We start from the raw sequence: 16,452 nt of genomic DNA, 5'->3' as shown, positions 1-16,452 counted from the left end.
GCTTCTTTGAATGGTGAATTTATCTCAAAATATACTCACCACTGATGAACAGTGTTCAATAAGATGCGTTCCCCCTGTACGCAGACACAGTATTATAGTGGGGCTGCATAATTCCTGTAGGTGCAAATAAACCGACTACCGGGTTTGGGCGGTTGAGAACAGCAATAAACTGCCTGCTAGTCGAGATATAGGCGGTACCCGCCTCTACAAGATATTATTATTTTTTCCTGCCGATCGACTTAATTGATTTTTTATCAATTACCAATTAATTTTGACAATAGGGGGCGTGATGTTGTAGAGGCCGAGGCCACATTCTATTAATAATTCGATTGTTTGATTAATAATTTTCATAAATTGTCTTTCATCGCCAGCCCTGTTCAATATACCTCTCTAATAATTATTGTGGAACAGGCATCCTGCCTGTTCAAGACAGGCTTTGCTGGAGATGTCTAATAATTATAATTACCTTGGTTGCGATGGCTTCATTCCTCCAACTCCTCAACTGCCGATCGCGCATAACAATTTTACTAATATTACCATAAGCGTTCCACCCAACAGGCTCTCATGAATCATATCAACTCCGCTACCATCGGAATTGTAAAATCGAATCAACAGTCAATACTCAACTATCATTGAGTTTTTCGACTGACAGTTAACAGTCAACAGTCAACAGTCAACAGTCAACAGTCAACAGTCAACAATAATTCCGGTGCAACCGGAATTGATATCACCACTTTTTCTCTAAGTGCCGCACCAAGCGAGAATTGGATAGTCAACAAAAATCATACGGCAAGAACGATCGCAGGTTTTTAGCACACCCAATCAACTTCCGGTTCTACATCCGCTGCAGGCATCGCGGGTTCCTTCTAACTCGGCCGGTGGTTTCTGCACTCTTATGCGCTGCATAAATCAATCAAATTTTTAAATCCTGTTAATATATCGCCGACAGATACATTTAACCCGGTAAATCCCGGACGCTCGCCAGGAATAACCGTGTATGGCAAGATAGAGAAAGCAGCAAGCTCTCCCATCAAGGAGGTATCTCTCAAAGCTTTCAACAAAATATTGAAAGCACCGTTTTTGTCTCTGTCCAGGGTGTGTCCGCACTCTGGACATTTAAAGACTTTAGACCCGCCTAATTTAGTATGGACCTGTCCACACTTTGAGCAGGTTTTTGATGTGTACTCTTCTGTTACGTCTACTACAACACCACCATGTTTAGTGGCTTGATGCTTCAACATTTGCTTGAAACGATAATGACTTAAAGTGACCATCGCCCTAGCTGTTTTAGTTGCTAAAGAGCGCTTACCTTTCTTGACCATTTGTTGTGTCTCAAAGGTTGGCAAGAAAATTAACTTGTACTTACCTGTCAAATATTTTGCAGCTTTTTTATGCAATTCATTGACTAAGTTTTTGATTTTGATTCTAATTTTTGCTGCTGATTTTCGCAGGCAATACCTCAGTCGCTTGAATTCCCTTCCTTTATTTAGCCCAATACGGGACATCAATTTGTCTAGATGTCTTGCTAGCCGATAGATGCGACCGATATCGTTTTTTCCTATTTCGACAAAGCCGCTGCCGTCAAAACCAGTAAGGAAAGTTCTAACACCAGGATCTAAAGCGATAACCAAATCGCTATCAATCGGCTTGATTTTTGGTACATCAATTGCATAGCAGATAAACCATTGCCTGTTAATCAAGCTGAGTGTTGGTTCGTGTTGCATTACCTCTGTGATAGGTTCCGATGCTTTAAAGGTTAGTCCCTTAGTAGAAAGCGGGTAAAAAGTTCCAAACTTCCAGTTAGATGTTTGAAACCGGATAGTCTCAGATGTATCAAAACGGCTTCTGAATTTTGCCGTTCCTTTTGTCTTTTTAGCTGCCTTGTGTGCTTCAAAAGCTTGAAAAACTGCCATTTGTCGCGGATTGTAAGGTTGCTCGGAAACCCAGGTGGGAGCCAAGCCCATTACCTTTTTTCTTAAGTCATACTTGCCAATTCTTTCGTCTTTAAGGATAGCAATTGCTTGGTTGTAACACCATCTACTTGCTGCAATCCAAGTCCTCCATTTGGCTGCTAGCTTGGTTTCCGGGTAAACTCGAATCTTCTTTGATAGCAGATTTGTATTTTCGCAAGCCGTAGAGTCGGCAACTAAAGACGTGGATGATGGCAAGGATATCTTCAACCATTTCTCGTTCTGGAGACAACTCGTTTCTACTGAGAACCATGAGTTGGCAATTGTTTTGTTCGCAGATCCATTTGATGATATCTCCACCAAACCTTGGGAGTCTGTCTTGGTGTCCCACCACAACTGTTGAGATATCTCCTGACATGACTTGTCCCAGAAGGGCAAGCAGCGCTTTTCTTTTGAAACTGAGTCCGCCTCCGATGTCTTTGAAGACTTTAGCTTGCGGATAGAGGCTTTGGAGGTAGCTAACTTGTCTGTCGAGGTCTTCTCGTTGTTTGTAGCTGCTGACTCTGGCGTAGATGGCTGTAATTCGGTCGTGTCCGGTTCCGAGAACGCTGTCGATGTCGTAGCGTCGCTGGTTGGAGGGGGTTCTGATTGCTGATATTTTGTCGGCAAGTTCCCAGTTTCTAAGGGTTTTGTCTGAGACTTGCAGGATTTTGCAAGCTTCTGGCGGTGTGACATATCTGGTCATCGCTAGGTGGGATTTTTGTTCTCAATAGAGAATATAAGGTTTTACAATGATTTACAAAGAATTTCTAAGAAATCGTTTACTTTGCGACGACAGTTCGTTGACTATCTTGACTCTTCCCTTAATCACAGAACGCAGCAGGCGGTTGATCGAATGTCTGTATTCATCATCGAGAGAGTCGTCCAAAACAGCGGCCATCAAGCCGTAGCGATCGGCTAAAGTCAAACAACCCGTCTCCGTAACAGAGGCAAGCATTTCGGAAATAGCGCCGGGGATAAGTTGAACTAAAAACATGAGACGTTCCCTGAATTCGATACTTATATAATCTCTCGTTCTCCAAAAATCAAGAGTGACGCTGGCATAGCACACAATGTGATGTTTTGAGGCAAACTGTGTGACAGCGACCCTCTAATGTTGTGACGATCTCGTTCTAAGTCTGCGATCGCAGTCACAAAATTAATCTTAGATATTCCCATATCCCCCTCTCCCCTCCTAAATCTAAAGATTTAGAGAGATTTTTCGGTTTTGGGGGTCTCTTTACCCATTTGCCATGTATAAAACGCATCGGCAGTATGCGAAATATTCATAAAACTCAATATTTTGTAAAAATAGATACGAATATTTACAATCGGGGGCTTTACATTAGCTCATAACAAAGGTGCATCGAAACAGAGCGATCGACCGAATCATCGGTAGCAACTATAACCATAAATAGTTTGGCCACGTTCGAGCCAGCGCCCAGTCAAGCTCAAGTTTACAGAAGACCAACCATGCTTAAAAGAAATTCGTTCTAGTAACTAAATATACAGTTTTAAATCCATACACTCACTAAGGTTAGCAGGAAAGACACACTTTATGCTCCAAGTCAATACCTCCCCACACAAGCCAGCAGCGAGGGTAAACCGATGACCCAAACAGTAGAACCCAAAGCCCAAGCGAGCCTGAACAAGTTTGAAAAACTCAAAGCCGAAAAAGATGGCTTAGCATTAACAGCCGAACTCGACCACTTCGCCGCAATCGGCTGGGAAGCAATGAACGAAACAGATCGCGAGCACCGCCTCAAATGGCTCGGCATCTTCTTTCGGCCAGTAACTCCCGGCAAATTCATGATGCGGCTGCGCTTGCCCAACGGCATTATTACTAGCAATCAAACCAGAACGCTAGCAGAAATCCTCCAACGCTACGGCGACGACGGCAGCGCCGACATCACCACCAGACAAAACCTGCAATTGCGCGGAATTCGCATCGAAGACGTACCCGACATCTTCCGCCGCCTCAAAGAAGCGGGCATGACCAGCATCCAGTCTGGCATGGACAACGTGCGTAACATCACGGGTTCCCCAGTCGCAGGGCTGGACGCCGACGAACTGATTGATACGCGGGAACTGGCGAACGAAGTCCAAGACATGATTACGAACAGCGGCGAAGGCAACCCCGCGTTTTCAAATTTGCCGAGAAAGTTTAATATTGCGATCGCAGGCTGCCGCGACAACTCAGTCCACGCAGAAATCAACGACATCGCCTTCGTACCCGCTTACAAAGACGGCAACATCGGCTTTAACGTTTTAGTCGGCGGTTTCTTCTCCGCCAAACGCTGCGAAGCTGCAATTCCTCTCAACGCATGGGCAAGTCCCAGCGACGTTGTAGATTTGTGCAAAGCAATTTTAACTGTGTTTCGCGATCGAGGCCCGAGAGCAAACCGCCAAAAATCGCGGCTGATGTGGCTGATTGACGAACTCGGAATCGAACAATTCCGAGCCGAAGTCGAACAAGAATTAGGTCGCACTTTGCCCGCCGCCGCGCCCAAAGATGAAATCACCTGGGACAAACGCGACCACATCGGCATCTACCCCCAAAAACAATCAGGGCTCAACTATGTAGGGCTGCACGTTCCAGTCGGACGGCTGCAGGCATCGGATTTGTTCGATTTGGCCAGAATTGCCGAGGTTTACGGCAGCGGCGAGCTCAGGCTCACTGTCGAAGAAAACGTGATTATTCCCAACGTTCCCGACTCGCGGATTGAATCGCTGGTCAAAGAACCGCTGTTGCAGCGTTTTTCCATCGATCCCGCACCGCTGATGCGAGCCTTGGTTTCCTGCACCGGCGCCAAGTTTTGCAACTTCGCCCTCATCGAAACCAAAAGCCGCGCCGTGGCAATGATTGAGGAACTCGATGTCGAACTGTCACTTCCCAAACCGGTCAGAATTCACTGGACAGGTTGCCCCAATTCCTGCGGTCAACCCCAGGTAGCAGACATTGGTTTGATGGGAACAAAAGTTCGCAAGAACGGCAAAACCCTCGAAGGTGTAGACATTTACATGGGAGGCACAGTTGGCAAAGACGCTCATTTGGGTGCTTGCGTCCAAAAAGGCATCGCTTGCGAAGACCTCAAACCGCTGCTGTATCAACTGTTAGTCGAGCAGTTTGGGGCAGTTCCCAAAGAGCTCACAGGGGATGTAGCTGTGCTGCAGCGGCAACTGCAATTGACGGTTGAGGAGGGCGAAGCGGCAGCCCAAGCACCCAAACCTCAGACATCTACTGTCATTTTCGCTCGATCGGGCAAAGAAGTTGCTTGCAGCGAAGATGAGTACATTCTCGACGTTGCCGAACGGGCCGGGGTCGAACTTGACAGCGATTGCCGAAAGGGAGTTTGTGGCACTTGCAAGCAGAAACTTCTAGAAGGTAATATTGCCGCCTACGACAGCCACCCCGAAGCGGCCGCCGGCTTAGAACCAGGGTTCATTTTAACTTGCAGCGCACGGGCGATCGGCAGAGTGACGATCGACGCCTAATCTCATAATGTGAGATGCGATGCGAAGGTCGCGAATCAATCTCACATCTCACATTTCCACCATCTCAAAGTACAACAACAATTCAAGACAAATGAGCAACCTTTCTAGAAGAAAATTCATCATCACCGCTGGAGCAACAGCAGCCGGCACCCTCCTAGCCCACGGTTGCAGTTCCAGTTCCACCACATCTAACCCAGGTGCCAGCCCCGCAGCCGGCGGCGCATCACCCACCGCCGCCCCAGCAGTCAACATCAATCCCGCCGACGCCCCAGAAGTTACCGCAGCCAAACTCGGATTCATCGCCCTCACCGACGCAGCACCCTTAATCATCGCCCAAGAAAAAGGGTTATTTGCCAAGTACGGCATGAAAGACGTACAAGTTACCAAACAAGCATCTTGGCCAGTTACTCGCGACAACTTAGAACTCGGTTCCGACAAAGGCGGCATTGACGGGGCCCACATTTTATCCCCGATGCCTTACCACATGACATTAGGCACTATTACCAAAGGCAATCAGCCAGTGCCGATGAACATTCTGGCGCGGTTAAATACTAACGGTCAGGCAATTTCGCTCAGCAAAAAATACCTAGATTTAAAAGTAGGTACAGACAGCGCACCGCTGAAAGCAGCTTTTGGCCAAAACGTTCCTGTTGCTATAACTTTTCCCGGCGGTACTCACGACTTGTGGATGCGCTACTGGCTGGCAGCCGGCGGTATTAATCCAGATACAGATGTTTCCGTGATTCCCATACCGCCGCCCCAAATGGTAGCGAACATGAAATCTGGCAGCATGGAAGCCTTTTGCGTCGGCGAACCTTGGAATGCTCAGCTAGTTACTCAAAAGGTAGGATACACCGCCTTAGTAACCGGAGAACTTTGGAAAGACCACCCAGAAAAAGCTTTAGCTTTAAGAGGAGATTGGGTTGAGAAAAACCCCAAAGCTGCTAAAGCAATAACAATGGCTGTACTGGAAGCCCAGCAGTGGTGCGACAAGGCAGAAAATCACGATGAGATGTGCCAAATCATCTCTCAAGATAAGTGGTTAAAAGTTCCAGTAGCAGATATTATCAGTCGCTCTAAAGGTCAAATTGACTACGGTACCGGCCGCATAGAAGCTGCCAGCCCTGTGGCGATGAAATTCTGGGCTGATAATGCTTCTTATCCCTACAAGAGTCACGATGCTTGGTTCTTAGCTGAAAATATTCGCTGGGGTTATATCCCGGCAACTACCGACATCAAAGCAACCGTTGATAAAGTTAACCGCGAAGATATTTGGAAAGCAGCAGCGACAACACTTGGCGTCCCCGCCGCCCAAATTCCTACTACCACTTCTCGCGGTGTGGAAACCTTCTTTGACGGGGTGAAGTTTGACCCAGAAAAACCAGAAGAATATCTGAAGGGTCTGGCAATCAAAAAAGCCTAATTAGTTGGTTGACGGTTAACAGTTGACTGTTAACAGTTGACAAACCCCTAAAAGTGATGGTGTTGGACAGAGTGAAACGGAGGGTGCGATCGACGGGCCAAACCTGGTGAACTCTGTTCAAAGTATCTAGAAATAATCGATTATTCACAATACTGCAAAAAGAAAAATGGCAACAAACATCGCTGTTACTAAAAGCAAAAATCCCGTAAATTTAGTTCTGGATCATGTTCAAAAAAACCGCCGAAAAATCATCCGCCCGCTGGTAGCAATTACAGTTCTGCTCATAATCTGGCAAATCCTCTGCAACAGTCCAGAGTCCAGCTTGCCGGGGCCAATCAAAGCTGTCCAAGAAACCTGGAATCTGATTATCAATCCGTTCTTCGACAACGGCGGTACAGACAAAGGCTTGTTCTGGCAAATTTTTGCTAGCTTGCAGCGGGTGGCGATCGGCTTTACTTTGGCAGCAGTTCTCGGCATCAGTTTGGGAATCCTGATCGGCACAAACTCCCTAATGTTCGATGCTTTAGACCCGCTGTTTCAAGTATTCAGAACTATCCCGCCCCTGGCTTGGCTGCCGATCGCCCTGGCTGTATTTCAACAGTTCAATCCCTTTGAAGGCATGGGGGTGAAAGCTAACGAAGTTTCTGCACTTTTCGTAATCTTAATTACAGCAATTTGGCCGATTCTAATTAACACCACAGTAGGCGTTCAACAAATACCCCAAGACTACAGAAACGTCGCCCGCGTATTGCGCCTACCCAACCAAAAATACTTCTGGAAAATCCTGCTTCCCTCTTCTGTTCCTTACATCTTCACTGGCTTGAGAATTGGAATCGGTTTGTCTTGGCTGGCGATCGTCGCTGCGGAAATGTTAGTCGGCGGCGTCGGTATCGGCTTCTTCATCTGGGACGCTTACAACAGTTCTCGACTCAGTGCAGTGATTCTAGCAGTGCTTTATGTAGGAATCGTCGGTTTGATTTTAGACAGAATCGTTGGTTTCATCGCTTCCAAAGTTGTTCCAGAAGAACAGAAATAGGATTTGGGAATGGGGCATCGGGCATCGGGCATCGGGCATGGCGAATGGGGAATGGGGAATGGTTGCCAACTACAAACTGCTAGAAATTAGTTGTAAATTAATGCCCTGGGCGGGCTAATGCCCTGGGCGGGCCAATGCCCAATGCCCAATGCCCAATGCCCAATGCCCAATTTCCAATTAATAATTAGCATCTAGAAAATACCAACTAACCTAAAAGAGCCATGTCAGTATTTGTTGAAGTAGACCACGTTGACCGCGTATTTAACTTGCCCAATGGAGAGCAATACATTGCTCTTAAAAATATCGAACTGAAAATTAAAAAAGGAGAATTCATCACCTTAATTGGGCACTCTGGCTGCGGCAAATCTACGCTGCTAAATATCATCGCCGGCCTCGACAAAGCAAGTCAGGGCGGGATTACTTTAGAAGGACGCGAAGTCCGCGATCCAGGCCCGGACAGAATGGTGGTGTTTCAAAATTACTCGCTGCTACCTTGGCTGACGGTGCGCGAAAATATCGCCCTAGCAGTAAATGAAATTTACAGCGGTAACTCTCAAGAAGATCGCGAGTTGGTGATCGAACACCACATTAAATTGGTCGGACTCGGACACGCCGCCGACAAACGCCCAGGCGAAATTTCTGGGGGGATGAAACAAAGAGTTGCGATCGCCCGCGCCCTAGCAATTCGCCCGAAATTGCTGCTGCTAGACGAACCCTTCGGCGCCCTTGATGCTTTAACTCGCGGCGGTTTGCAAGACCAGTTGATGAAAATTTGCGAAGAAAGTAAAGTCACCAGCGTGATGGTAACTCACGACGTGGATGAGGCTTTATTACTGAGCGATCGCATTGTAATGCTCACCAACGGCCCGGAAGCGCAAATCGGGCAAATCCTCGAAGTGAACATTCCCCGCCCCCGCAAGCGCATGGAAGTTGTCAACCATCCGAGTTACTACGCGCTGCGTAACGAAATGGTTTACTTCCTCAACCAGCAAAAGCGGGTCAAACAGCGCAGGGCCAAACAACAACCGCCTGTCATCGCCCGCAACGGCCTGGAAAAAATCAACCTGGACATCGGCTTTATTCCCCTCACCGACTGCGCCCCCTTAGTAGTAGCCAAAGAAAAAGGATTCTTCAAAGCGCACGGCTTGGAAGAAGTCACTCTCAGCCGCGAACCTAGCTGGAAAGCGATCGCCAAAGGAGTCGCCGAAGGACGGCTGGACGCGGCGCAAATGGTCGCAGGAATGCCGATCGGTATGCTGTTGGGGCTCGACGGTGAAGCCCCTGTACCCGTCTGTAGCGCCCTCACGCTGTCTCGCAACGGCAATTCGATTGTTTTCAGCAAAGACCTTTACAGACAAGGCATTCGGACATTAGAGGATTTCAAAGCTGCGATCGCCAAGACTCCGGATAAAGTTCACACCTTGGGCATGGTACACTCCGCCTCCATGCACAATCTGCTGTTCCGCTACTGGCTCGCCGCCGGTGGCATCGACCCCGACCTCGATGTGGGCTTGACCGTGATTCCGCCCCCGCAGATGGTATCGAATTTAAAAGCAGGCAACATTGACGGCTACTGCTCGGGCGACCCCTGGAACTCCCACGCAGTCAACAGCGGTACGGGTTTTGTCATGGCCCGTTCCCTCGATATTCTGCCCGGACACATCGAAAAAGTTCTCGGTGTTACCGAAGATTGGGCTCAGAAATATCCTCAAACCCACCTCGCCCTCGTCAAAGCGCTTTTGGAAGCCTGCGAATACTGCGATGACCGCCGCAACCGCGAAGAAGTCCTAGGATTGATTAGCCAAGAACAATACATCGGCGCCGATCCGAAAGACATCCGTCCGGGGTTCATCGATCCGTACAACTCCGGTACGGAGGCAGAACCCGAAATGCTCTACAACTTCAACCAGTTCTCTGTTGACAAAACCAATTTTCCAGACCGCCTAGAAATGGTGTGGGTGATGGCGCAGATGGCTCGCTGGGGACTGATCCCGTTCCCGAAAAACTGGGTGGAAGTGGTCGATCGAGTTTTGCGGCCCGATGTTTTCGGTCAAGCAGTGCGCGAATTGGGTTTGCCGGATATTGCCAGAGATCGCCGGACGATCGAGCTATTTGACGGCACTGTGTTTAATCTCGACGACCCGATCCACTATCTTCAGAATGTCAAAATCAAACGCAGCGTCCGCATTGAAGAAATTTTAATTGAACAAATAGGCAGTCAATGTTCCATCAAACTGCCAGCATAACCAGCAAATAGGAAGAGGGAATGAGGAGCAAGAAATCAGGAAACAAGACTCCACATTTCCCCCTTCCTAACTCCATAATTTCAAATTATCAATCCCAAGCTGTCATGTCTAATTCCTCAACCCAAAATCCAAATCCTGAAAATATGCAAACTCTAAAAACCCCCCAAACAACCCAAATTCAAACGCAGAAGCAAGACTTTCTTACTATTAAAGACGTATCGAAAGTCTACGAAACTCCTAAAGGCCCTTACGTCGTTCTCGACGGTGTAAACCTGACTATTAATGAAGGCGAATTTATTTGTTTGATCGGTCACTCAGGCTGCGGCAAATCAACTTTGCTGAATATGATTGCGGGATTCAACGGGCCGACAAACGGAGAAGTAGCCCTGGAAGGTTCGCAGATTACTGAACCAGGCCCCGATCGCATGGTGGTGTTTCAAAACTACTCGCTGCTACCGTGGCTGACTGCTACTGAAAACATTCACCTCGGCGTTGAAAATGTTTACCCGGAAAAGTCTGCCGACGAACACAATACCATCGTCAAGGAACACTTGGAATTAGTGGGGCTGACCGAAGCTTGTAACAAAAGACCGGGCCAATTGTCCGGGGGGATGAAACAGCGGGTGGCGATCGCCAGAGCTCTGGCAACTCGTCCCAAACTGTTGATTTTGGACGAACCTTTCGGAGCTCTAGACCCGATTACCAGAGAAGAGTTGCAGGAAGAATTGCTGAAAATTTGGCGGAAGGAAAAAATTACCGTCATTATGATTACTCACGATATTGATGAGGCTTTGTTTTTGGCCGATCGCATCGTGATGATGACCAACGGGCCTGCAGCTTCCATCGGCGAAGATATGCACATTCCGTTCAGCCGTCCCCGCAACCGGGCGCGGATTATGGAAGACCCGAAATACTACGAACTGCGTAACTTTGCTTTGGAGTTCCTGTTTTCTCGCTACGCCCACCACGAAGAAGGTGAAGAAACGGACTCGGAGACAGAAGCCGTCGCGCTACCGATGCCATTACCTGCTAGCAAAAAGCCTGCGGTTGCTGACAGGCCGCTCGCACCTGTACGTTTTGTGTCTCACGCTGCCGAACCCCCAGAAGCTTCGCCGATCAAACGCGGCATCCTGGCAGCCTCGTGGTTCGTAGCAATGGTTACTTTAGCGGCCGTCAATATATCTGCTATTTCCAGCCAGCTAAAGGAAGCGAAACTAGAAGAAACTGCACCGCAGGCTACGACTGCGGTTGTGAGTTCTCCCCCCAGCCCGCAAATTGCAGCAAGTTCGATCGCACCGAATGCAAGTCCTGCACCGAATGCAAGTCCTGCACCCATCGCTGCCGCTAGCCCAGCACCCATCGATGCTGCTGCAAGTCCTGCACCCATTGCTGCTGCTAACAGCGCCGTCGCGCCCAATGCAGCAACCAGCGCCACATCAGAGATTTCTGACAAAGCCGAACTCGATGCGATCGGAAAGCAGTTGTATGCACAAATCGACCAAACATGGAGAACAACTCCGACATTTACCGAAAGCTTGACTTATCGGGTCAAAGTAAAAGAAAACGGCGATATCCTACAGTTCGATCCCACAAATAAAGCAGCTAAAGATTTCGTCAAAGAAACTCCTCTGCCGGTTTTGCAAACTCCTGCCGGTGCCGCAGCAGGCGCTGAAAAAACTGCTGAGTTCCAAGTAACTTTTAGCCCCACCAACGGTGGCGTATTTGAAGTAAAATCAGGGAAGTAGGCGACATAATACTCCCGCACTAAATCTCACCTTGCTATCAACAACTATGCCAAAAGTAGTACAGACGCGCTGTTGGAGCTATGCAAAAATTCCTCCTAGCCCCCATCCTTGGGGGTGACAAGAGTTAGGTGGAATTTCCTCTGTTTGAGGAAGATTTAGTAGGAGCCCGAAGCTGGCTACAAGCCAGAGCGAGCAGGATTTTTAGTAAGATAGCGGGTAATTTTAAATCAGGGTATTGTCGATTTCTGAGAAGCATAGATGCGGAAACTAAGTAATTATTCACAGGTTATTTGCAGGAACCCTCAGTTCCGACTATAATAACGAATTACCAATTACGCATTAGCTTTCAAAAATTAGCATCTAAAATCACCAGATGGAAACTATAAAAACTCTTTGCCCATACTGCGGTGTAGGTTGCGGCCTAGAAGTTGTTCCCGACAAAAAACAAAGTTGGAAAGTGCGGGGCGATCGCAACCACCCATCGAGTCAGGGCATGGTTTGTATTAAGGGAGCAACCGTAGCAGAGTCGATTCGGAGCGATCGGCTACTGTATCCGATGATGCGAGATACTCTCGACCAACCGTTCCGCCGCGCTAGCTGGGACGAAGCTCTCGATGCAATTGTTAATCGCATCCAAACAATTCGCAGCACCAGCGGCCCCGATGCTTTGTGCGTTTACGGTTCGGGTCAATTCGCAACAGAAGATTATTATATTGCCCAGAAACTAATGAAAGGTTGTCTGGGTACTAATAATTTTGATGCTAATTCTCGCTTGTGTATGTCTTCAGCAGTCTCTGGATACGTTCAAAGCTTTGGCTCGGACGGGCCGCCTTGCTGTTACGACGATTTAGAATTAACAGATTGCGCTTTTATTATCGGCAGCAATACAGCGGAATGCCATCCGATCGTATTCAATCGATTAGCTAAGTACCACAAAAAGCATCCCCATGTCAAGATGATTGTGGTAGATCCAAGGCGGACTCCGACTGCTGAAGCGGCGGATTTGCACTTAGCAATTAAACCGGGTACGGATATAGATTTGCTTAACGGAATTGCATATTTGCTGTTACGCAGGCAAGCAATAGATTCAGAGTTTATAGAAGAATGCACGGCGAATTTTTCAGCTTTTGCTGAGGTTATTAGCAGCTACACGCCGGAGTTTGTAGCCTCGCGCTGCGGCATTACTGTCAGCGAGTTAGAAACGGCGGCAAACTACTGGGAACAGTCGCAGCGCGTTTTGTCTCTGTGGTCGATGGGAATAAACCAGTCGTCGGAAGGCACGGCAAAGGTGCGATCGCTGATTAATTTGCACTTGATGACCGGTCAAATCGGCAAACCGGGATGCGGCCCGTTTTCCCTCACCGGCCAGCCAAATGCGATGGGAGGGCGGGAAGCCGGAGGACTGTCTCACTTGCTCCCAGGCTACCGATTTGTGAAAAATGCTGAACACAGAACCCAAGTCGAGGAGTTTTGGGGAATCGCACCGGGAAGCATTTCCCCGAATCCGGGCCGCACAGCTTGGGAGATGATTACCGGTTTGGAAACTGGCGAAGTCGAGTTGCTGTGGATTGCAGCTACCAATCCGGTGGTGAGTATGCCGGATTTGGAACGCACTAAAGCCGCTTTGCTGCGATCGCCCTTTACTATTTATCAAGAAGCTTACTATCCCACTGAAACCTCGGCCTACGCTCACATCCTGCTGCCGGCAACGCAGTGGAGCGAAAAAACTGGAGTAATGACGAATTCCGAACGCCGCGTTACCTTTTGTCCCGGTTTCGACACTCCCTCCGGGGAAGCCCGCGACGACTGGAGCATTTTCGCTGAAGTCGGCCGCCGGTTGGGTTTTGCTGAACACTTTGCTTTCGAGAACAGTGCGGAGGTTTTTACAGAGTACGCACAGTTGACGCGGGGCCAACCTTGCGATATGACCGGCCTCAGCCACGAATACATCCGCCAAGAAGGGCCGCAGCAGTGGCCTTGCCGGGAAAACGAGCCTGTGCATCCAGCTAACGAAGCGAAACGGCTGTATACAGACAGGCGTTTTCACACTCCTGACGCGCGGGCGAGATTTTCGGCCTATCACTCGCGGGGACTGGCAGAACCTCCAGATCCGAATTATCCGTTTGTGTTGACGACAGGGAGACTTTACGGACACTGGCACACGATGACGCGCACGGGTAGAACAGAAAAAATTAATCAATTGCACCCCGATCCGTTTTTGGAAATTCATCCCCGCGATGCTGCCAAATTGCAGATTAAGGAGGGGGATTTGCTGGAAGTTCGATCGCGCCGCGGCAAGGCGCAGTTTCCGGCCAAAGTCACAAAGGCGATCGCCCCAGGTACGCTATTTGTACCGATGCACTGGGGTTCTCTGTGGGCCGAAGGCGCTGAAGCCAATGCCATGACTCATGCTGCAAGCTGTCCAGATTCCAAACAGCCAGAGTTAAAAGCTTGTGCGGTGCAGTTGGTGCAGGTTGGGGCAGAAACTGCGGCGGAAGTTGGATCAGAAGTTGAGGAATTTAATTGGCCAAAATCCCCCCTCGCCGTCACTTCTTGAGCTGCCGTCCAACTACGGGATGTTACAGATCACCGAAGAACGAGCGGGAAGCCGCGGGCGATCGACATGGGGAGGAACGCGGTTGACGTTCGGCGAGCGCGAGCGTGGAACTATTTGAGATTTACTCCAAAGATGAATCTGGGAGTTTGAACAAGAGTCTAAAATTTTGCACTCTTCCCGACAGGAGTCCGGGGCTGGTATCCGTTTTTGGGGTAAGAACCTCTCTCGATCGAGCAATTTTGAACCCGGACATACCCTACGCATAAATCTTAAATCCCAAATCCCAGATCTAAAAGCTAAAATGGTTATGCCATTACGCAGCCTAAAAACTGCGTTTCCCCGCCAGAGCTCGGAAACAAGGAAAATGAAATTTATTTATTTTGAGTTTTTCCATTCTTGATTGGGGGTTTTTCCTTCGGGAGAATGTCTTCGGGCGAATGGTTTCTGCCTTCTTTTTAATTAATCGAGTCAGACAATTGCAGTTTGCACCTATAGGTGCTATAATCGTTTTACAAGGCTTTATTTTCGGCAGTACAGTTCGTTCGATCGGCGTTCCTCCGGATTTAAATCTCTACACACTCTGATTCTGGAGAATGTTCAATGTCAATCTATGTCGGCAATTTATCCTACGAAGTAACGCAGGAGCACCTCAACCAAACTTTTGGAGAGTACGGTACAGTAAAGCGCGTTCAGTTGCCTGCTGACCGGGAAACAGGTCGGATGCGGGGTTTCGCTTTTGTAGAAATGTCTACAGAAGCCGAAGAAGCCGCAGCCATTGAGGCTCTTGACGGTGCTGAGTGGATGGGTCGCGACCTCAAGGTCAATAAGGCAAAACCCCGTGAAGAACGTCCTAGTGGCGGCGGTAACTGGGGTAACAACGATCGCGGTGGCAATTCTCGTCGCTACTAAACCACCCGAGCTAAGTTTTTAGCTATCTTGTATATTGCGTCGGAGCAAGCTGGGAGTCAACTATCATTCTCTGTTGAGAATAGATAGTTAGTTCAGTGGTAGCACCGCGCATTAAAAGCCTCAAAATATTGCTAGACAATAGTTTGAGGTTTTTTTATGGCAAAAATTATTAAGCAGGAGTTCGATCGCGTGCGATCGATTCCTCGCTGACACGAAAAACTATAAAATATAACGCAATACGCTTGGGTTAAAACTGTTTATTCCGGGCGAGATCCCCCTCGCATCCCCCTTCTTAAGGGGGACGCAAGAGTAAGTTCTTGTCCCCCCCTTCTTAAGGGGGAGTAGGGGGCAAGCTAAGGGGGGATCGGGCTTAACTGAACCGTATTGAAATATAACGGGCAAAGAGAGCCGCCTTTTCCCAGCAACCGATTGCCGCCGTAAAACCAGGCAATCACAAAGTTTTGCGCTTGCAAACTGTACCGAACAATGACAGAATCATTAAGAATGAAGACTAAATCACTTTTATGCTGAAAAAAATATTTAGGCAAATTTCCAAGTCAAGTAGTGATGAAAATTTTCTGCATTTTACAGAAAGTGTAGAAGTAGTAATATCTAAAATTTTATCACTGGCGATGATTTGGGTAATTCTCCTCAGCGTTTGCGATTTGCTGATTTTTTTAGCAAAAGAATTGGTAAACCACACTGATAATTTGTTAAAAGACACGTTGTTTGTGATATTTGGGTTATTTTTAAATGTTTTAATTGCTCTGGAAATCTTGGAAAATATTACAGCTTATCTGAAAAAGCACGTAATTCAAGTAGAGCTAGTTATTGTAACTTCTTTGATAGCAGTATCTCGAAAAATAATCATTCTTGACCTGGAAAAGAAAACCGCAGCCGACTTGATTGGTTTGGCGACTGCAATTTTCGCGCTTTCCATCAGCTACTTGATAGTGCGAGCCACAAATAGAGGAAAAGATTAATATCGGGAATTGAGAAGTGCGAATTTTTAATAACTAAGGAATGAGAATTAAATAACTTCCACAAGTTTGTGGGATGGGGAGCATCTCAGTTTTGCATTTACAGTGCGAG

The 16,452-nt window shown here is 48.0% G+C and carries 11 protein-coding genes; 8 read left to right on the top strand and 3 right to left on the bottom strand.

Going from position 1 to position 16,452, the window contains the following annotated elements; genetic code table 11:
* Positions 1-893 precede the first annotated feature (893 nt).
* Genes QUB16_RS30200 through QUB16_RS30190 form a run of 3 tightly spaced genes read right to left on the bottom strand, consistent with a single transcriptional unit; the run spans position 894 to position 2,946 of the window.
* The gene (locus QUB16_RS30200) at positions 894-2,099 is read right to left on the bottom strand and encodes a transposase (protein ID WP_333321847.1); all 1,206 of its coding nucleotides are present in this window, start codon (positions 2,097-2,099) and stop codon (positions 894-896) included.
* Entirely contained in the window at positions 2,038-2,655 is a 618-nt protein-coding gene (locus QUB16_RS30195) for an IS607 family transposase (protein WP_333321845.1), read from the bottom strand. Before QUB16_RS30195 ends, QUB16_RS30200 begins: the two co-directional genes overlap by 62 nt.
* A gap of 51 nt (positions 2,656-2,706) precedes the next feature.
* Positions 2,707-2,946: a hypothetical protein gene (locus tag QUB16_RS30190; RefSeq protein ID WP_333143942.1), complete on the bottom strand. Its 240-nt coding sequence runs from the start codon at positions 2,944-2,946 to the stop codon at positions 2,707-2,709.
* Between the two features lie 611 nt (positions 2,947-3,557).
* Between QUB16_RS30190 and QUB16_RS30185 the strand changes: the two genes are divergently transcribed.
* From QUB16_RS30185 to QUB16_RS30145, 8 genes are all read left to right on the top strand, one after another.
* Positions 3,558-5,444 (top strand): ferredoxin--nitrite reductase, encoded by a 1,887-nt coding sequence (locus QUB16_RS30185; RefSeq protein WP_445251181.1) that lies wholly within the window; start codon positions 3,558-3,560, stop codon positions 5,442-5,444.
* Positions 5,445-5,535: 91 nt separating this feature from the next.
* Positions 5,536-6,867, top strand: coding sequence for a CmpA/NrtA family ABC transporter substrate-binding protein (locus tag QUB16_RS30175; RefSeq protein WP_333321843.1), 1,332 nt, complete (start codon positions 5,536-5,538; stop codon positions 6,865-6,867).
* Between the two features lie 166 nt (positions 6,868-7,033).
* Positions 7,034-7,903, top strand: a complete 870-nt coding sequence (gene ntrB / locus QUB16_RS30170) for a nitrate ABC transporter permease (protein ID WP_333321841.1) — start codon at positions 7,034-7,036, stop codon at positions 7,901-7,903.
* A gap of 221 nt (positions 7,904-8,124) precedes the next feature.
* A complete protein-coding gene (locus QUB16_RS30165; protein ID WP_333321839.1) occupies positions 8,125-10,149 on the top strand; it encodes a nitrate ABC transporter ATP-binding protein in 2,025 nt (674 codons plus the stop codon).
* A 104-nt stretch (positions 10,150-10,253) separates the two neighbouring features.
* Positions 10,254-11,894: a nitrate ABC transporter ATP-binding protein gene (locus QUB16_RS30160; RefSeq protein WP_333321838.1), complete on the top strand. Its 1,641-nt coding sequence runs from the start codon at positions 10,254-10,256 to the stop codon at positions 11,892-11,894.
* Between the two features lie 373 nt (positions 11,895-12,267).
* Positions 12,268-14,451 (top strand): nitrate reductase, encoded by a 2,184-nt coding sequence (locus QUB16_RS30155; RefSeq protein WP_333321837.1) that lies wholly within the window; start codon positions 12,268-12,270, stop codon positions 14,449-14,451.
* Between the two features lie 600 nt (positions 14,452-15,051).
* Positions 15,052-15,360, top strand: a complete 309-nt coding sequence (locus tag QUB16_RS30150; protein WP_015179102.1) for an RNA recognition motif domain-containing protein — start codon at positions 15,052-15,054, stop codon at positions 15,358-15,360.
* Between the two features lie 524 nt (positions 15,361-15,884).
* Positions 15,885-16,343: a phosphate-starvation-inducible PsiE family protein gene (locus QUB16_RS30145; RefSeq protein ID WP_333143950.1), complete on the top strand. Its 459-nt coding sequence runs from the start codon at positions 15,885-15,887 to the stop codon at positions 16,341-16,343.
* The last annotated feature ends 109 nt before the right edge of the window (positions 16,344-16,452 follow it).

Origin of the sequence: Microcoleus sp. D3_18a_C4 (genome assembly GCF_036702415.1) — a bacterium.
GTDB lineage: Bacteria > Cyanobacteriota > Cyanobacteriia > Cyanobacteriales > Microcoleaceae > Microcoleus.
The sequence above is the reverse complement of the archived record's forward strand: the minus strand, read 5'-3'. Positions and strand labels throughout refer to the sequence as shown.